This is a genomic window from Streptomyces flaveus (assembly GCF_014647675.1).
Taxonomy (GTDB): Bacteria; Actinomycetota; Actinomycetes; order Streptomycetales; family Streptomycetaceae; genus Streptomyces; species Streptomyces flaveus.
The window spans coordinates 1-17739 of record NZ_BMPQ01000044.1 but is presented as its reverse complement, the minus strand read 5'-3'; the positions used below and the strand labels follow the sequence as shown (position 1 = coordinate 17739).

General features: G+C 69.4%; 16 protein-coding genes. 7 read left to right on the top strand and 9 right to left on the bottom strand.

Going from position 1 to position 17739, the window contains the following annotated elements:
* Positions 1–300: 300 nt before the first annotated feature.
* The 7 genes from IEZ21_RS42750 to IEZ21_RS42725 all read right to left on the bottom strand — a co-directional run bounded on the left by IEZ21_RS42750 (position 301) and on the right by IEZ21_RS42725 (position 12109).
* Entirely contained in the window at positions 301–2226 is a 1926-nt protein-coding gene (locus tag IEZ21_RS42750) for a hypothetical protein (RefSeq protein WP_189327239.1), read from the bottom strand.
* Positions 2227–2507: 281 nt separating this feature from the next.
* The gene (gene purD, locus IEZ21_RS42745) at positions 2508–3761 is read right to left on the bottom strand and encodes a phosphoribosylamine--glycine ligase (protein ID WP_189327206.1); all 1254 of its coding nucleotides are present in this window, start codon (positions 3759–3761) and stop codon (positions 2508–2510) included.
* 248 nt (positions 3762–4009) lie between these two features.
* Entirely contained in the window at positions 4010–6466 is a 2457-nt protein-coding gene (locus tag IEZ21_RS42740; protein WP_189327205.1) for a SpoIIE family protein phosphatase, read from the bottom strand.
* 219 nt (positions 6467–6685) lie between these two features.
* The gene (locus IEZ21_RS42735; protein WP_189327204.1) at positions 6686–7195 is read right to left on the bottom strand and encodes a DUF4396 domain-containing protein; all 510 of its coding nucleotides are present in this window, start codon (positions 7193–7195) and stop codon (positions 6686–6688) included.
* 229 nt (positions 7196–7424) lie between these two features.
* Positions 7425–8069: a DUF305 domain-containing protein gene (locus tag IEZ21_RS42730; protein ID WP_189327238.1), complete on the bottom strand. Its 645-nt coding sequence runs from the start codon at positions 8067–8069 to the stop codon at positions 7425–7427.
* A 139-nt stretch (positions 8070–8208) separates the two neighbouring features.
* Positions 8209–8631, bottom strand: a complete 423-nt coding sequence (locus IEZ21_RS47250; RefSeq protein ID WP_220450470.1) for a DUF6153 family protein — start codon at positions 8629–8631, stop codon at positions 8209–8211.
* 43 nt (positions 8632–8674) lie between these two features.
* A complete protein-coding gene (locus tag IEZ21_RS42725; RefSeq protein WP_189327203.1) occupies positions 8675–12109 on the bottom strand; it encodes an AfsR/SARP family transcriptional regulator in 3435 nt (1144 codons plus the stop codon).
* A gap of 86 nt (positions 12110–12195) precedes the next feature.
* On the opposite strand from IEZ21_RS42725, the gene IEZ21_RS42720 reads away from it, so the two are divergent.
* Genes IEZ21_RS42720 through IEZ21_RS42710 form a run of 3 tightly spaced genes read left to right on the top strand, consistent with a single transcriptional unit; the run spans position 12196 to position 13167 of the window.
* On the top strand, positions 12196–12600 hold the full coding sequence (locus tag IEZ21_RS42720; RefSeq protein ID WP_189327202.1) for a hypothetical protein: 405 nt from the start codon (positions 12196–12198) through the stop codon (positions 12598–12600).
* A complete protein-coding gene (locus IEZ21_RS42715) occupies positions 12597–12878 on the top strand; it encodes a type II toxin-antitoxin system Phd/YefM family antitoxin (RefSeq protein WP_246568778.1) in 282 nt (93 codons plus the stop codon). Before IEZ21_RS42720 ends, IEZ21_RS42715 begins: the two co-directional genes overlap by 4 nt.
* Positions 12879–12885: 7 nt before the next feature.
* Positions 12886–13167 carry a type II toxin-antitoxin system RelE family toxin gene (locus IEZ21_RS42710; protein WP_189327201.1) on the top strand — a complete coding sequence of 94 codons (282 nt, stop codon included), beginning with the start codon at positions 12886–12888 and terminating at the stop codon, positions 13165–13167.
* A 70-nt stretch (positions 13168–13237) separates the two neighbouring features.
* Here the strand turns inward: IEZ21_RS42710 and IEZ21_RS42705 are convergent, their stop codons facing one another.
* Positions 13238–14131: a phosphorothioated DNA-binding restriction endonuclease gene (locus IEZ21_RS42705; RefSeq protein WP_189327200.1), complete on the bottom strand. Its 894-nt coding sequence runs from the start codon at positions 14129–14131 to the stop codon at positions 13238–13240.
* An 85-nt stretch (positions 14132–14216) separates the two neighbouring features.
* Positions 14217–15302: a hypothetical protein gene (locus IEZ21_RS42700; protein ID WP_189327199.1), complete on the bottom strand. Its 1086-nt coding sequence runs from the start codon at positions 15300–15302 to the stop codon at positions 14217–14219.
* Positions 15303–15644: 342 nt separating this feature from the next.
* Here IEZ21_RS42700 and IEZ21_RS42695 point away from each other — a divergent pair, with 342 nt between their 5' ends.
* The 4 genes from IEZ21_RS42695 to IEZ21_RS42680 form a co-directional block, all read left to right on the top strand.
* Entirely contained in the window at positions 15645–15926 is a 282-nt protein-coding gene (locus tag IEZ21_RS42695) for a type II toxin-antitoxin system Phd/YefM family antitoxin (protein WP_246568776.1), read from the top strand.
* A gap of 4 nt (positions 15927–15930) precedes the next feature.
* Positions 15931–16212, top strand: a complete 282-nt coding sequence (locus IEZ21_RS42690) for a type II toxin-antitoxin system RelE family toxin (protein WP_189327198.1) — start codon at positions 15931–15933, stop codon at positions 16210–16212.
* A 549-nt stretch (positions 16213–16761) separates the two neighbouring features.
* Complete coding sequence (locus IEZ21_RS42685) at positions 16762–17340, top strand: hypothetical protein (RefSeq protein ID WP_189327197.1); 579 nt, start codon at positions 16762–16764, stop codon at positions 17338–17340.
* A 46-nt stretch (positions 17341–17386) separates the two neighbouring features.
* Positions 17387–17739, top strand: a 353-nt coding sequence (locus tag IEZ21_RS42680; protein WP_213089424.1) for a tetratricopeptide repeat protein, incomplete at its 3' end; no start/stop codon positions are given.

The following is a 17739-nucleotide window of genomic DNA, read 5'->3' as shown; positions in this document are numbered from 1 at the left end:
GCCCGCACTCCCAACGACCCGCGGCTTCCCTCCGGCGGGAGGGGTCGTGGGCCGGTGCGTCGTATGCCCGTCGCTTAGGTTCTGTCTCGGAGAACCAGGGCCTTGTACCAGGCCAGGGCCGTATGCCCGCCCTGCGACGGGCTGACGCACCGGCCCGCGGCCCCGCACCCACCACGGACCTAAGGGGCGCGGGGAACTGCGCGACCAGCCACAAACAACCCGCACTCGCCAGTGAACCGAACCCACCCACCCGGTAGGCGCCCCGCCCAACCGCCGGAGGCACCCGCGTCGACAACGAACTCAGACCAGTCGAACCGGCTTCTCCGCGCGGATGCCGACGTGGAGGAGCCAGTCCCGGAGGGGTGTGGGGTCGCCCTCCTCTATGAGGGTGAGGACTCGGGGGGTGAGGTCGGCGGAGCGTTCGCCGTTGATGAGGAGGGAGGGGCCGTCCAGCCAGTCGAGGCCGGGAGTCGCGCCGGCCGTGTCCATCGCGGCGCAGCAGACCATCGCCGTGACGTGGTCGGTGAGGAGTTCGCGCGCGGTCGGCGGCTGTTGGAGGGGGAAGAGCGGCAGCGTTCCGTCGTCCCAGAGGGCGGCGTCCGGGCCGCCCTGGCCGGCGGGGCCGCCGGTCGGCGGCGGCGCGGTACGTATCGCCGGCGCGGCTGTCTCCTCGCGGGCGAGCTCCGCGCTGAGGCCTGCTGCCAGCGCGGCGGTTCGCGCGTTGGCGACGGCGCCTCCGTCGTCGTCCTCGTACGCATGCGCCGCATGGGACTCGTCAGGGGACTTGGGGGGCGTATGCGGCGAGGGGGCGGCTCGGGCTGCGTTGGAATCGGGGGCGTCGCGCGGAGCGCCCGGCGGGGCGGCCGGTTCGGCTGGGGCCGTCTCCTGGGGGGCCCGTGCCGTATCACCGCCCCCGTCGTCCCGTTCCCCGCCTCCCGAACCGCCGGAGGCCCTCGCTCCCGTGAGGTGGTCCATCACCCGTGCCAGTGTCGGTCCGCCGGGGGCCAGGGCCGTCGGATCGGAGGAGTGGCTGACGCCCTGCGCGTCCAGCACGCGGTGGAGCCGCGCCGCGTCCGTACGCCATTTGCGGTCGACGACCTCGTCGGGGTACTCGGCCCAGTCCACCGGTGCCCAGTCGGGGCCGGGCTCGGCGGGGCCGCCGTGGAAGAGGCGGGCGGCGAGGAGGGAGGCGGCCTCGTCGATCACGCCGGGCTCTTCGAGGAGGTCGCAGGCCGGGCGTTCGCCCAGTCGGGAGGCGAAACCTTCGGCGAGGCGGTCGCGGCGGGACAGCTCGGTGAGGGCCGCGACGACACCCGCGTCCAGGCGGGACGGCCAGCGGCCCATGCGCCAGGCAGGCAGCGCGACGCGGGTCAGCAGCCGGTCCCAGCCCGCATACGCGAGCCCCACCTGCTCCTGCGCGACGATCCGCAGACCGTAGTCCACAGCCTGTGCACGGTCGGCTGCCGCCGCCGCCACGCCCCGCTCCATCTCCGCCGCATGGCCGCGGCAACTGCGCAGGAGCAGACGCGCGACCCAGCCGACGCCGGCGAGGGCCACATGGGCGACGGGTCCACGCGTGCGGACGGACGTCACCGCCACCGCCGCGTCCAGGCCCCGTACAAAACGGCGGGCCGCGGCTATGTCGGGATGCGCCGACGGTCCCGTACCCGCGACGACCGGTGCGAGGACCGCGCGCAGCTCAGCGACGCGCATCCACCACAGGAAGGGCGAGCCGATGACGAGGACGGGCGCGGCGGGCGTACGGGGCTGGAGGCCGCGTACGTCTGCTATCTCGTCCCGGGGCTCCGGCCGGGGTGGGCCGTGGGCCGGGTGGGTGCGGTCCTCCAGCCAGCTGTCGCAGTCCGGGGTGAGCGCTATCGCGGAGGGCGCGGGCACCTCCAGACGCTCGGCCAGATCCCGCACCATGCGGTACAGATCGGGCGCGGACTCCTCCGGGATCGGGACCGTGGGGCTCACGGCGGGCCGGGAGCGGGCGACGACCAGGGCGATACCCGCGGCGGCGAGGAGGGCCAGGAGCGCGACGGCGGCCAGGATCCAGCTCGCGAGCCGCCAGCCCGCGCCGTCGACATGGTCCATGGCACCGGCGACGAGCAGGACGACGGCGACGGCCGTGGGCAGCAGGGCGACGGCCAGCGCCCTGCTGCGGATACGCAGCACGGCGAGAGCCCGGGAGCGCGCGCTCTGCACGCCCCCCTCCACACCCATACCGGACACGACCGGTGTCACCCCCTACTGCCCGCCCGGCACGTGCATACCCAGCCACTGCCGGCGGACGTCCATGGCGTTGCTCACTCCCCCACTGTGGCACCCGGGACTGACATCGCAATGCCGGTGGGCCAAGTGCCGGAACGCTTGCGCCGCACCCTAGTTGGGGCTCCGGCCCACGTCAGCCGGATAAGGGATCGGCCACTCGATGGAATGGCTTTGGGGAGAGGTGGCTGACGGGAGGGGTGAGAAAGGCCTGACGGGAAGGGTGTGAAGGAGGGTTACGATCCGGCCGCCGCCTTGGCCGCGATGTCCGTGCGGTGATGCGAGCCGTCGAGGCGGATGCGGTCGACGGCCGCGTATGCGCGTTCGCGGGCCCTGGCCAGGTCCGTACCGCTCGCCGTGACGGAGAGCACGCGGCCCCCCGCGCTGACGATCGCGTCGCCTTCGCGCCTGGTGCCGGCATGCAGGACGTACGCATACGGGGCGTCCTGTGCGGCCACCTCGTCGAGGCCCTCGATGGGGTCGCCGGTGCGCGGGGTGGCGGGGTAGTTGTGCGAGGCGATGACGACGGTGACGGCCGCGTCCTCGCTCCAGCGCAGATCCGGGAAGTCGGCGAGGGTGCCCTGCGCGGCGGCCAGGAGGACGCCCGCGAGCGGGGTCTTCAGGCGGGCCAGGACGACCTGGGTCTCGGGGTCGCCGAAACGGGCGTTGAACTCGATGACCCGTACGCCCCTGCTGGTGATCGCCAGGCCCGCATAGAGGAGGCCGGAGAAGGGGGTGCCGCGGCGGCGCAGCTCGTCGACGGTCGGCTGGAGGACGGTGTTCATGACCTCCTCGACCAGGTCGGTTTCCGCCCACGGGAGGGGGGAGTACGCGCCCATGCCGCCGGTGTTGGGACCCTCGTCTCCGTCCAGGGCCCGCTTGAAGTCCTGGGCGGGCTGCAACGGGACGACGGTGGTGCCGTCCGTGATCGCGAAGAGGGAGACCTCGGGACCGTCGAGGAACTCCTCGATGACCACGCGGTCGCAGGCGTTGGCGTGTGCCGTCGCCTTCTCCAGGTCGCCGGTCACGACGACGCCCTTGCCGGCCGCGAGGCCGTCGTCCTTCACGACGTACGGGGTGCCGAAGGCGTCGAGCGCCTCGTCGACCTCCTCGGGAGTCGTACAGACGTAGGAGCGGGCGGTCGGGACGCCCGCGGCCGCCATCACCTCCTTGGCGAAGGCCTTGGAGCCCTCGAGCTGAGCGGCCTCCTTGGAGGGGCCGAACGCAGGGATGCCCGCCTCGCGCACGGCGTCGGCGACCCCCGCAACGAGCGGTGCCTCCGGGCCTACGACCACCAGATCGGCGCCGAGTTTCGTGGCCAGCGCGGCCACGGCCTTGCCGTCGAGCGCGTCGACCTGGTGCAGCTCGGCCACCTCGGCGATACCCGCATTGCCAGGAGCGCAATGCAGGGCGGTGACGTCGGGGTCGAGGGAGAGGGAGCGGCACAGGGCGTGTTCGCGGGCACCGCTGCCGATGACGAGGAGCTTCACGGGGTCAGCCTAACGGGCTGCCTGCGGCGGGTGGGCGGGCTGCCTACGGGGGTGGTGGGTTGGGGTGACGTTTGGCGGGTGCGGGTTGTGTGTGGCTGGTCGCGCTTCCGGTCGCGGACGTCGCGGGCCTCGCGGCCTTCCACAGTGCTCGCGGGCTCGCGTCGGCAGTGCTCGCGGGCTCGCATCGGCGTTCTCCTCACCCGTAGGTGCCGCATCGCGTAGTCGCGTGGAGTTACCGCAGGCAGGCGTCAGCTGTACTCGACGCTCTGTTCCGCCCAGATCGTCTTGCCCTTGGTGGTGTGACGGGTGCCCCAGCGCTGGGTCAGCTGAGCGACCAGGAGCAGGCCTCGGCCGCCCTCGTCGTAGGTGCGGGCGCGGCGCATGTGGGGTGCCGTACTGCTGGCGTCCGAGACCTCACAGATGAGACTCCGGTCGTGGATGAGACGCAGCTGGATGGGCGGCTCGGCGTGCCGTATGGCGTTGGTGACCAGTTCGCTGACGATCAGCTCGGTCACGAAGGCCGCATCAGTCAGGCCCCATACCGCCAGCTGATCGGCGGCGTTCTTGCGGGCGTCGGCGACGGTGGCGGGATCCGGGGCCACCTCCCAGGTGGCGACCCGGTCGGCCTTGAGTGCCCGGGTGCGAGCGACGAGGAGGGCCACGTCATCGGCGGGCCGATCGGGGAGCAATGTGGCGAGCACCGTGTCGCACAGCACGTCCAGGGAGACCGCGGGACCGGCGAGGACCCGCCGCAGCCGGGAGACACCGTCGTCGATGTCGTAGTCGCGGGACTCGATGAGGCCGTCGGTGTAGAGGGTGAGCAGGCTGCCCTCCGGCAGTTCCGTCTCCATCGCCTCGAAGGGCAGTCCGCCCAGGCCCAGCGGGGGTCCCGCCGGAACGGCGAGCAGTTCCGCGGTGCCGTCCGGGCTCACCACGACCGGGAGCGGATGCCCGGCCCGGGCCAGTGTGCAACGGCGGGAGACGGGGTCGTACACAGCGTAGAGACAGGTCGCCCCGACGTCTCCCGTGGTCTCCCCTTCTCGGGCGTTCCCGGCGGTCCGCTCCACGCCCTCCGCCTCCAAGGCCAGGCGGCCCACCAGATCGTCGAGGTGAGTGAGCAGTTCGTCCGGGGACAGATCGATGTCGGCGAGTGTCCGTACGGCCGTACGCAGCCGTCCCATGGTCGCGGCGGCGTGGATGCCGTGGCCCACGACGTCGCCCACGACCAGCGCCACCCTGGCTCCGGACAGCGGAATCACGTCGAACCAGTCTCCGCCCACCCCTGCCCGGGCACCGGCCGGGAGGTAGCGGAAGGCGACATCCACCGCGGTCTGCTCCGGCAGCCGCTGCGGCAACAGGCTGCGCTGCAGGGTTACCGCCGTGCTGCGCTCGCGGGTATAGCGGCGGGCGTTGTCGATGCAGACCGCCGCCCGGGCCGCCAGTTCCTCGGCCAGCACCAGGTCGTCCTCCTGGAACGGGTCGGGGTGCCGGTGACGAGCGAAGACGACGACGCCCAGCGTGGCTTCGCGTGCCGTCAGAGGCACGGTCATCATCGAGTGGAAGCCGAACTCGCGGATCCGGGAGGACCGGAGCGGATCCTCGGCCACCCAGTCGGCGATCGCCGGCTCGGTCACCTGGTACAGCACGGCGCGTCCCGACCGCAGACTCTCCGCCGGAGGGGAGCCCTCCGGGTACTCGTCCACCTCGCCCGGCGCGATGACCGCCTCGGGGCTTCCCGGATACACGGATTGGTGGGCGATGCGCCGCAGCGCGAGACGGCCGCCCGCCATCAGCGCTTCCGGGGGCTGCTCGGGCAGGCCGTCGAGGGACGCCAGGAGATCGACGCTGATGAAGTCGGCGAGTCCTGGAACCGCCACGTCCGCCAGCTCCTCCGCCGTCCGCGTCACATCGAGCGTGCTGCCGATACGGGTACTGGCCTCGGCGATCAGCTGGAGGCGCTTGCGGGCCCAGTACTGCTCGGTCATGTCGTGCCCGGTGGACGCCACGCCCAGGACGCGGCCGTCCGGGTCCTCCAGGCGGTAGAAGTGGACCGACCAGGCGTGCTCACGGGTCTCGCCGGGGGCGCGCGCGTGGTTCTCCATGTACTGCGTCTCGCCGGTTTCCAGAGCCCGCCGCATCCGCCGCTCGACTTCCTCCCCCACCGGGTCGGCGAGCACGTCCGTCATCCGCAGCCCACGCATGTCGTCGTCGCTCAGGCCCAGGGAGTCCTGCCCGGACCGGCTGGACCGGCGGAAGCGCAGGTCCGTGTCATACACCGAGGTCGCGCAGCACGGGGAGTCGAGCAGACCCCGCCTCACAAGCGCCTCGTCGTCACGATGGGGCTGCGCCCCGGTCACGGTGGAGACCAGGAGCCAGTCGCGGGTCCCGTCGTCCGGCGTCCTGTGATGCGCCAGGACCCTCGCCTCCAGGCGGTGGCCGTCGCGGTGCCGGAGACCGAGCGTGCCATGCCACCTCGGCAGTTCCGAGAAGGCCGGGAGGTCGCTCGTCGTGGGCTCCTCGGCGAGGAGTGAGGCCGCCGGCCGGCCCAGGATCTGCGCCGACACATACCCGAGCAGGTACTCGGCACCCTCGCTCCACCCGGTCACGGTGCCGTGTTCGTCGACGTTGGCGCGTGCGGTGAGCGCCTCACCTACGACCTTCCCGACGGAACGCGCTTCCTGGTCGTCGACGGCACGCCGCTCCATGGTCGCTCATCTCGCTCTCGTCGCGTTCTCGACCGCGCTGAGATCCTCACGGCTCAGGGCACGTGTCGCCGCGGCACTCGAGAGCGCACCACACACCCCGATATTCAATCCTTTTTGGTACTTACCCGCCAGATCGCCATCATCACGCACGAAATACCGAACCCCCAGATCAGCGAACTGGGTTGTTGCGGCATGGTCCGGAGCACTCGATGCGGGTGCTCAGTGGTGGGCATGTACGACGGCGTGGCCCTTGCCGCGGCCGATCATCCACTTGTTGATCGGGGTGGTGACCAGGAACGCGACTCCGAACCCGCCCAGCAGTGCCGACCAGAACAGCCCGTCGGACAGGTGGGCGTCCATCGCGCCCGGCGTGAGGGCGATGATGGCGTTGTCGACGAACTCCATCACCGCGATCGAGACGGTGTCGGCGGCCAGCGCGACCTTGATCGCGGACTTGAGGTCCAGGCCGACCCGAAGAACCGCGAACAGCGTGAACGAGTAGCCGAAGAGGAACGCCAGCGCGATCGCCAGGATCATGGTGGGCACGTTGCCCCACAGCAGCGCGGTGCCGATGACCATGCCGAGGATCTCGCCGATGGCGCATCCGGTCAGGCAGTGCAGCGTGGCCTTCACTGCCATGGGCCAGGAGGCTCGCGCGTGAGTGCCGGGGTGCGTTGCCGTGTGGTCGTGGTCGTGCGTGGTGTCGGTGTGATGAGTGCTGTGGTCCATGGCCTTCGTCCCCATTCCCGATTTCCGTCCAGTGCGGCCCGTACCAAGGCCGTCCTCACAGTCACCAAGCTATACCCCTAGGGGGTATGTGGCCCAGGCGTCGAACCGGGCGCAGGGCAAGACCGGACACCCCGCCTCCTGGGAGTCGAGTTCTGCTCAGGACAGCTACACCAGGGGCTCTGGCCTGCGATGACGCAGGCCAGAGCCCCCGCGCGGGTGTCGTCAGTCCTTAGCCCTTGCCGAGGAGCTTGTTCATCTCATCGATCTCGGCGTTCTGAGCGGTGATGATGTCGTCGGCCATCTTCGTGGCCGCCCCGTACCGGCCCTTTTCCTTCTCGGTGGTGGCCATCTCCACGGCGCCCTCGTGATGCTCGACCATCAGGGTTAGGAACTTCGTGTCGAAGTCCTTGCCGGACGCCTTCATCAGCTCGTCCATGTCCTTCTGGTCCATCATCCCGGGCATGCCGCCGTGGGCCGAGTGGTCCATGCCGGGCATGGCGGAGGGCACGTCCTCGCCCCAGGACTTCAGCCACCCGGTCATCGTCTTGATCTCCGGGTCCTGGGCCTTCTCGATGCGGGACGCCAGGTCCTTGACCTCGGCGGAGGACGCCTGATCGGCGGCCATCCCGGCCATCTCAATGGCCTGCTGGTGGTGAGGGATCATGCCCTGCGCGAAGGACACGTCCTGGTCGTTGTGGGCGTCGGCGGGGGCGCCGGCGGTGTTCTCGGCCCCTGCCGAGGCCGACGGCTGCGCGCCGGAGCCGGAGCCGGTGTCGGAGCCGTCGTCGCTGCCGCATGCGGCGAGGACGAAGGCGGCGGCCACGGCCGTCGCGGCGAGCGCGGCACGACGGACGAGGGAACGGGTGTTGGTCATGCGAGAACGGGTGTTGGTCATGCGTGAACTCCTGCGGTGTCGCGAGGAAGAGTGCGCCGATGGCGCGGGACATGGCTGAGGGCCGTACGCCCGACGGCCGCGACACATGCGGCAGCGACGGATACGGCCAGGCCTTGTCCTAGATCCGCAGAAGTTGCAGCTCGGCAAGTGAGGGAGGCGCGCGACCGCCTTCTGGTTCGGCAGCCACTGACCGAAGGCTGCCGACTGACGGCCCAGCCTGACCGGCCGGGTCGGGCATCAGTACGGGAAGAGCCGGTCCCGCGCCGACGGCGCCCGAGGCGCACGTCGGATCGGCATGCTGCGCATGACCGTTGCCTTGGCCGTCGCCATGGCAGACGGATTCGGTACTCGGGGTCGCCATCGCCCTGTCCGCATGCGTAGTGGCGCGGGAGTGATGGCCGCCAACGGCAGTCGCCCCACTTGGGGCGAGGCCATGCATGCCGAACAGCCCGGCCAGTAGCCCGAGCACCAGCAGCGTCGGCCACCACTTCAGTGGCGATGGCGCGCGGTGGAGCTGTGCACGGGCTGTCACGGCGCTCATGCTACGAGAGCGGGCCGGAGCACCGGGCGCCGGTCTGCAAACGTCACCAATCGAGGTCTTTGTACGCCTCCGCCGGAACGCCCACGTCCGCGAAGATGTCCAGCGCCTGCTGCCTCATGAGTTCAGCAGCAGCGCCGTCGGTCTCGTCGGTCTTGTGGAGGGCGCGGGCGAGTGCCACGAGGGTGCGGGCTTCGCCGAGCCGGTGGCCGGTCTCACGGTGTATGGCCAGTGCTTCACGGCCGAGGGCGACGGCTGTGGCGTACGCCGATTCGGACGCCGCTGTGCCGCAGAGGACGGTCAGGGCCTGGCCCTCCACCACGCGGAAGCGGTACTCGCGTGCCAGGCTCAGCGCTTGCTCGGCATGAATGCGGGCATCCTCGTGGCGGCCGAACTGCTGGTGCGTGCGGGACAGCCCGAGGATGCTGTCCGCCTCGGTGCGTCTGTATCTCGCCTCGCGGGCCAGGGCGAGAGCCTGCCTTCCGGCCCGAACCGATCGGTCGAAATGTGCCAGTTCTCGGTGGGCGGCGGCGACCGTGTTGAGGATGCCGGCCTGAATCCAGCGCCGTCCCCTGTCTCTGACCATGGCAAAGGCGCGCTCGGCCTGTTCCAGCGCCTCGGCGTGGAGGCCGAGCTCGATATTGATCTTCGCGACGGCGTCGAGCATCATGGCGCGGTCATTGCGGTGTCTGGCCATCTCGTCAGCGGTTACTTGAGGACCGAGGGCGTCAAGGCCTTCAGCCAGACGGCCGAGTTCCCAGTACACCCCGCCCAGAATCTGCAGAGCCAGGCTGTTGTCGTTCCAGCCGATCTCTTCATTTCGACTGATGGCCAGTTCGAGCTGATCGGCAGCCTCGCGCAGTCGGCCCAGATCCCGGCAGGTCACACCGAGGACGACCAACCCCAACGCTTCAAGGTGGCGATTTCCGGCTTCACGGGTGATCCGCAGGCCGGTGATGACACGCTCGCGCGCGCTGTCGAGGCGCGCCATGCTCCATTCCGCCTGGCCCAGGCCGCCGAGAGCTGCTGCCCTGCCCGTCGCCCATCCGAGCTCCCGACTGATTTCCAGTACGCGTGTGTGATGTTCCATCGCCTGCCTGGCGCGCCCCCGGTCCGACTGGAGCAGTCCGAGGCTGCTGTGCATGGCTGCCTGACCGAACAGGTCACCTTCGGCCGTGGCCGCGTCCAGCGCCGTCTGTGCGGTGGCCTGCCAGGTCGCCCGGGGCAGATTGAGCCAGAAGTAGCCGAACAGCGCGGCAGTCAGGTGCCAGGCGACAGGGCGAGGACCACGGTGGCCGGCATGGCTGATGACGGCGAGCAGATTCGCCCGCTCCGCCTCCAGCCACTGTTCGGTTCCGGCGGCGGATGGCATGCCCGGCTGACAGCCCTCGGGGCGGAGGCTGGGGGGCAACTCCGGGAAGAGCCAAGTCCCCGCGGCGGCCCGAGTGGCATGCAAGTACCAGATCAGAACACATTCCAACGCGACGTCACGATCCGCCGCCGTCTCCTCCACCTCCGCACACTCCCGCGCGTACTCCCGAAGAAGATCATGGAACCGATAACGGCCCACCGTCACCGGTTCGACCAGGTGGGCGGCGGCCAACGCACCGAGCAGCCGTCGGGCTTGCGGCAGTGGTACGCCCAGGAGGGCCGCCGCGACCTCGGCGGTGAACTCTGGCCCGGGAAACAGGCCGAGCAGGCGGAACAGCCGACGCGCGGCAGGGGCGAGAACGCGATACGACGCGGAAAAGGCCGTACGCAAGGGGGAGTTGTCCTCACCGTCCGGCTCCAGCGCCTGAAGCCGGTTGCCCTCGGTCATCTCGGTGACCAGGTCGGCAAGGCGCAGGCCCGGATCGCCCGCCAGCCGGGCCGCGGCCACGCGCAGCGCCAGCGGAAGGCTGCCGCACAGTCGGGTCAGTTCGCCGACCGCCTGCGGTTCGGCGGACAGCCGGTCCGTGCCGAGGGCCTCGCTCAGCAGGGCGCGGGCCTCGGCCGGCTGGAGGAGGTCCAACGGCAGGGCGTGCGCACCGTCGCGGGCGACGAGATCGCCGAGCCGGTTACGGCTGGTGACGACGACGCAGCAGGACGGACTGCCCGGGAGCAGTGGCCGGACCTGCTCCGCCGAGGCCGCGTTGTCGAGCAGGACGAGCAGGCGCCGTTCGGCCAGCATGGTCCGGTACACGCGGGCCTGCGCCTCGTCGTTCGCGGGGATCTCCGATGCCGCGAGTCCCAGGCCGCGCAACAGCAGCTCGAGGGCTTCGCCGGGCTTGAGCGGCTGCCGGTCGTGGTCGAAGCCGTGCAGGTTCACGTACAGCTGGCCGTCAGGGAAGCGGTCGCGCACCTGGTGTGCCCAGTGCACCGCCAGCGCGGTCTTGCCGATGCCGGCGGCACCGCCGATGGCGGAGATGACCACCGTGTTCGCCGGTCCTGGGCCGGGCTCGGGCGGGAGCAACGCGTGCAGCCTGGCGAGTTCCTCGGTACGACCGGCGAATCCCGCGGCATCGTGGGGCAGTTCGGCCGGTGGGGGCGGTGCGGGCGGCGCGCTGTCGCGTGGCGGGTGGCCGGACCGCCCCGGTGACCCCGCTCGCGTCGACGGCGCGGCTGCTGCCGGATCATCGCGGAGGACGAGCTGGGAGAGCGTCTGCGCGGAAGGCACCGCCGGAGCGAGGAGGCCGGCGTCGTCCTGGCGCAGCACCGCCTCGTACACCCGGCGGAGCTCCTCACCGGGATCGACTCCGAGTTCGTCACGCAGGCGTACGCGCATGTCCTGGTAGGCGTTGAGCGCTTCGGCCTGACGTTCGCAGCCGTACAGAGCCCGCATACGCAAGGCCAGCAGCGACTCGTCATACGGATCGGACGCGGACCGCGCGGCGAGGTCGTCCAGGGCGTCGGCGAACCGGCCGAGCAGGACCAGCGACTCGAGCCTCTCCAGCCGGAGCGTTCGCCGCCGCTCCAGCAGCCGCTCCCGCTCGGCCTGCGCGAACGGTCCCGGCAGGTTGGCCAAGGGCTCGCCCCGGAACAGCGCGAGCGCTCCGGACAACTGGTCCGTCGCCGTGGCCAGGTCGCCGAACGCCTTGGTACGCAGCGCCTCGTCGCCCCGCTCGGTCAGGTCCGCCACATCGAGCCGGACGTCGTCGGCGACGAAGCGGTACCAGCCCTTGCCGCTGCGGATCACCGAGTCCGTATGCCGGGTGCCCTCGGCGTCGAGTGCCCTGCGCAGCGGGTTGACGTGACTGGCCAGCACCTTGTGACCGGATGCGGGCGGCTGTGACCCCCACACCGAGTCGAGCAGCTGGTCATGGCTGGCCACGGCCCCTTGCCGGAGCAGCACAGCGGCCAGTACGGCCTGCCGCTTGAGAGGCCCCAGATCCAGGGGCGTTACGCCGCGCCAGGCCCGTAACGGCCCGAGCACCTCGATCCGAAGCCGCTGAGGATTTCCCCCAGTTCCCCCGTCCACCGCGAAGCCTCCGCTCCCGTACATCACCGGAAATTCATCAGCATTGCAGCACCCCCGGCCATGGTGACGGACACGACATCGCACAACCCGCACAACTGAAGGGGGTCTCAGTGACCGAAGTGGAGCTGGTGGCGACTGCGTTGGCCGCAGGGGCGGCGCCCGGACTCACGGACTCCGGGCGCGGAGCCGTCCACGATCTCTACGCCGCGCTGAGAGAGACGGTCCGCCGACGGCTGGCCGGGAGCGGCGGCAACGGCGTGGGGGTGGGCGGCGGCTACGGCGTACGGGTGCTGGACGCCTACGAGACGGACCCCGACGTATGGCGGACCCGGCTGCTCCAGGTCCTGACGGCCTCCGGAGTGGAGACGGACGAGGAATGCCTCGCGGACGCCCGCGCCGTGCTGCGCGCGGAGCGACGGACCGGGCGCATCACCGTGGACGCGGACGGCGGGCCTGGGACCGAGCGAGACGGTGGACCACCACCTTCATGTACATCTGCTACATTCATGACATGAGTGATCCAGTCGTCGAATCCATGGCCGATGTCCGCGCCCACCTCGCCGACGTCATCGATCGCGCCCGTCGGGAAGAAACCCCGACGATCATCACCCGGCGCGGCAAGCAGGAAGCCGTCGTGATCGACATCCAGGAGTACCAGCGCCTGCGCGAGATCGCGGAGAACGCCGAAGAGGCGTGGCTCAACCAACTGGCCGACGAAGCCGAGTCCGAGGGCACGGAGGGGGCGGTCTCGCTCGAAGAGATGGCCGCCTTGCTGCGCGCTCATCAGGGCTGATGCCCCCATGGGATACGTCACGCGCTTCACGCCACACGCACAGCGGGACATGCTCAAGATCTCGCGTCCGGACGCCCTGCGGATCATGTATCGCCTCACCGAGCTCCAGAAGGCGATGGACGGGGGCGACACGGCGGCGTTCGACATCAAGGCTCTTCAGGGGCACAGCTCCCGTTGGCGGCTCCGGGTCGGCGACTACCGTGTCGTCTACACCGTCGAGGACGGTCAGCTGATCGTCTGGGTCCTGGCCGTCGGCAACCGCCGCGACGTCTACCGCCAGATTCCGTAGGGCACGGTCGCCGCGTACGGCCAGGGGCAGGTCACCGTTACCTCCGTCGTCGCCATACAACAGACCACGCTCAGGCCGCTGTGACGGGCCGCGGGCTGCCGTGGAAGACCTGGCTCGTGTGCCAGGAACGGTGGGCCGCCGCTATGGGGCGGGCGCCCGGCTGAGGGCCGATGAGCGGGCGGCCCGCGAGCGCGATGACGTGCTCGCGGGCGGCGGGACTGCGGCCGACGAACTGCTGCGAGACCAGAATGTGGTGGCCGTCGCCTATGCCGAAGACGCCCTTGTCGAAGAGCTTGTGGTGCAGCGAGCACAGGCACAGTCCGTTGTCGACGTCGTCCGGGCCGTCGAACGCCCACCAGCGCACATGCGCGGCCTCCAGCCCGACCGGAACCGCTCCGATCCTGCCGTCGTAGCCGCAGAAGGCGCACTGGTACTCGTACGCCGTCAGGACCAACTCCCGCATACGCGGATCCCGCCGCCTCCGCACAGTCGCAAGCTGTTCGGTCTCCGCCGGCTCCAGCTCCAGGCCGACGGACTCGCACAGTTCGCCGTGGAGCGAGGGCGGGAAGTTCAGGTCGAGCAGGACCCGCGCCATCCGGCCGAGCAGCGACGGCTCCCGTCTCAGCGCCACCCGCAGTTCCGGCACCAGCCGCCCGGCGGCACCCGTGGCTCGCAGCTCCCGCACCCCGATGCCAGGGCTGCCCGGTCCGCGATCGGTACGCACCTCCCACACCCCGTCGCTCACCAGGTGGTGGAACGGATAGGCCGGCGTCGTCTTGTTGGGCGGACCGTACTCGGCCAGCAGTTGCCGCAGGTCCTTCTCCACCGCGCTGTACTGCAGCTCACCGTCACCGGACTGCTGGAACCGGCCGAGGGCGTACAGGAACAGCAATGGCTTGTGGGGAGCGCGTGCCCCGCTTCTGCTCCACTGCCTCAGCTTCGCGGTGCGCTCCAGCCAGTCCATGGGCGGTGATCGTAGTGCGATGCGTCGAACTCCTGCCCGTTCGGGGACTGTTCCAGGTCAGCTGTTGCAGGTCTGCTGTTCCAGGTCAGGGGACGTCCGTGTTCCGACGTCCGGAACTGTTCGCGCAGGGTGCTGGCTGAAGGGCTCCCAGGACCCAGGGCATGTGCTTTCCGCGGGTGACGATGAGCACCCGTACGCCGTCGTCCTCACACTCCAGGACCAGGGACCGCAGGGCGTTTCCGGTACGTGCCGGATCCGTCCAGTAGGGCGGGCGGACGCGGATCGGAGTCAGGGTGGGCGGCACCTGCCGGCGGTCGGCGGCGCCTGTCCGGTCAGGGGTCGCCGCCAGACGGGCGGGGCCGGCCACCAGATATCCCTTGCGAGATGTGCCGGATGCATACGGGATCTCGCCCAGGATCCGGCCCGGGAAGACCTGCTCCGCGGCAGGCACAACCGGCGTCACGGCAACGGTGTCGTCGCCGCGTCGGCGCCACCACAGAACCAGCGCAGCCACCGAACAGGCGGCCACGACCACCAGGGCACACACCCCGACGAGCCGGAATGCCGCCGCGGGACTGTCGGTGGGCCACGGCGCGAACGCCCCAACTGCGGTGAGGCAGAACCCACCCGCGACCGGGACACCGGCCTGCCATCCGGCGGTCCTGGGCGGGCCGGCGGAAAGCCGGGCGTTCCAATACCAGAGCCAGAGGTAGAGCAGCCCGTGGAAACCGACAGCGAGGCCCCAGGCGCAGAAGAGCTTGTAGTCACCGCGCGGGTCCGCGGTCGTGTACCGCCGCCCGGAATCGAAGTCGACGTACCGGATCTGCCCCCGCCAGTACGTGACCTCCACGCGCGCTTGCGCCCGCGCGACCGGGTGCTCCTGCGCGCTGCCCGTGATACGGGTACGGCTGGACGTCCCGTCGGCCTCGGTGACGTACAGCCAGTACGAGGACGTCTTCCGTCCCGTTTCCTCCTCGGTCCGCTCGATGCGCGCCGCGACAGTCCACAGACAGTCGCCGTCACGGCGATCCGCCTCGCCACTGCCGGACGCACAGCCGACCGCGGCCCTGAAGGCCCGCTCGTCATCGAGCGCACCGTTCATGCTGACCAGCAACAGCCACGCCGCCACCAGCACGCCCACGGAGCCGATCACTGCGGCGGCCCGGGTCACCGCACGGTTCCTTGGGAGCGGGCTGTCAGTCTTCGCCAGAGTCACGCGAGCATTCTTCGATGCTGACGGCAGAACAAGACACGGGCGATACGCGCACTCTCCGCGCCCTTCTTGTTGCCGGGAACCGGCATTTGACGGCGTTCATCTGGTGCTCCGGTGCTGACGTCGTCGAGACGAGCGCACACCGAAAACCCCGGCCGCTGATACGGCGTGTACTGCTGTCTCGCCAGCGCGCTGAAGGTGGTGCGGCGCCTGCCGCTCCCGGATGGGGCTGTCGCGGAGATCGATGTCGCCATGGCATTCCAGACGCCGGACCTCATGTACATCTGCTACATTTGTGACATGAGTGATCCGGTGATCGAATCCATGGCCGATGTCCGCAGCCACCTCGCCGACGTCATCGATCGCGCTCGCCGGGAGGAAACCCCGACGATCATCACTCGGCGTGGCAAGCAGGAAGCGGTCGTGATCGACATCCAGGAGTACCAGCGCCTGCGTGAGATCGCGGAGAACGCCGAGGAGGCGTGGCTCAACAAGCTGGCCGACGAAGCCGAGTCCGAGGGCACGGAGGGGTCGGTCTCGCTCGAAGAGATGGCCGCCTTGCTGCGCGCTCAGCAGGGCTGACCCCATGGGCCACGTCACGCGCTTCACCCCGCACGCCCAGCGCGGCATGCTCAAGATCCCGCGCCCGGACGCCCTGCGGATTCTGCACCGCCTCGCCGAACTCCAGAAGGCGATGGATGCGGAAGACACCGCGTCGTTCGACATCAAGGCCCTCCAGGGGCACAGTGCCCGCTGGCGACTCAGGGTCGGCGACTACCGCGTCGTCTACACCGTTGAGGACGGTCAGTTGATCGTGTGGGTCCTGGCCGTCGGCAACCGCCGCGACATCTACCGCCAGGTCCCGTAGGCCCTCCGCAGTGCAGGTTGATGCCACTTGTAAACGCATCCAAAACTGCAACCGACACACACCGAAGAGCCGGGCCGCAGCTGCGGCCCGGCTCTTCGGTTCGCCTGTTCAAGCGACTGCGGAGGATACGAGATTCGAACTCGCGAGGGGGTGCCCCCAACGCGCTTTCCAAATGTGTTGGGGCGCGGGCAGGGACGTTCACCTGCGTTCATGGCCGTCCAGCCGTGCGAGCGGCCTCCGCCTTCATCCTTGCCTGAACGGCGCTGAACGAGACGGAAACTGAGACGGACGCCAACTATGCGGACCCGGCTTCCCGGCGCTCGCGCCTGAAGTGCAACCACACGGTCAGCCCAGCAGCGGTCAGGGCTCCACAGGGCGCGGTGCAAGCCAGCAGCGCCATGCTGCCGGTCACTGCACCACTCACAGCGATGACGACTGTAGCGATCAACGAAAGGATCATGGTCCAGAAGCCGACCTCTTCTCCCACCGACCAACGCGTCGTTCCTTGAGACACCGTGCCCTCCGCAGCTCGTAGTTGACTCTTCGAGCATGCATCAGCAGACCGTTGACCTGGTGTTTCATTCCAAGAAGGCAACCGATCCTTCCCAACGGCCTACGCTGGGTTCCAACAGGTTTACAGAACTTTCCAGCGGACGTCAGATCGGGGGGGCGGTGTCGAAGGCCCTGGCCGATCTCTCCGCAAAGCTTCGCCGCCTGCACCGCGAAGCTGGGGAGCCCACTACGCGGGTCATTGGCAAGGCGATCGGCTATAGCCACACCACAGTTGCCAAGGCATTGAGAGGCGCGAGCTGTCCGTCCTGGATCGTGTTAGAGAAGATCGTCGTGCAGCTCAGAGGAGATGCTCACGAATTTAAGCGTCTCTGGATCCTTGCGCGAGACGAGCTTGCCCCGCTACCGCCCGTGCCGGGTACCCGCGTGGACTCTGAACCCACCCTAGCCATGGCGGTCGAATCGAGCCCCTCGTATATCCGCAGTGAGTCACTCCCTGTCATAGCCCGCGTTAATCCGAATACAGGGGACGTCGAATTTGTGATGACTCCTGAAGTTGGCCTGGAGTGGATGATGAATCTCCGCAACTCGAAGGGCGGTGAGAAGAGTGACGAATAGCGTGGGAGGCGGTGGAGACAGGGAAGCCAATGAGGGTGCATCCGCAATGAAAATGCGAGCCTTGTTGGATGCGGTAAAGTCCGCTCAACAAGGGGTCGAGTCCGGGGTCGCTTACTATAATCTCGGTGTTGCTGCGACGAGAGAAAACCGCCTTGACGTCGCGCGTGATGCTTTCGTCCGCGCTCTTGAGATTTTTGACTCGCTGGGAAATGTGACGGCAGCTACCGAGGTTGCGATCAATCTTGGAATAATCCTGCGTAAATCGAGAATGCCGAATGAAGCCATTGTCGTAATTCAAATGGCCGTCGAACAATCAGGAATCGCCGGTAATAGAATTGTCCAATCTCGCGCTCTCAATAATCTTGGGCTTGTTCTACAAGAGATGCGTCGGTTTACTGA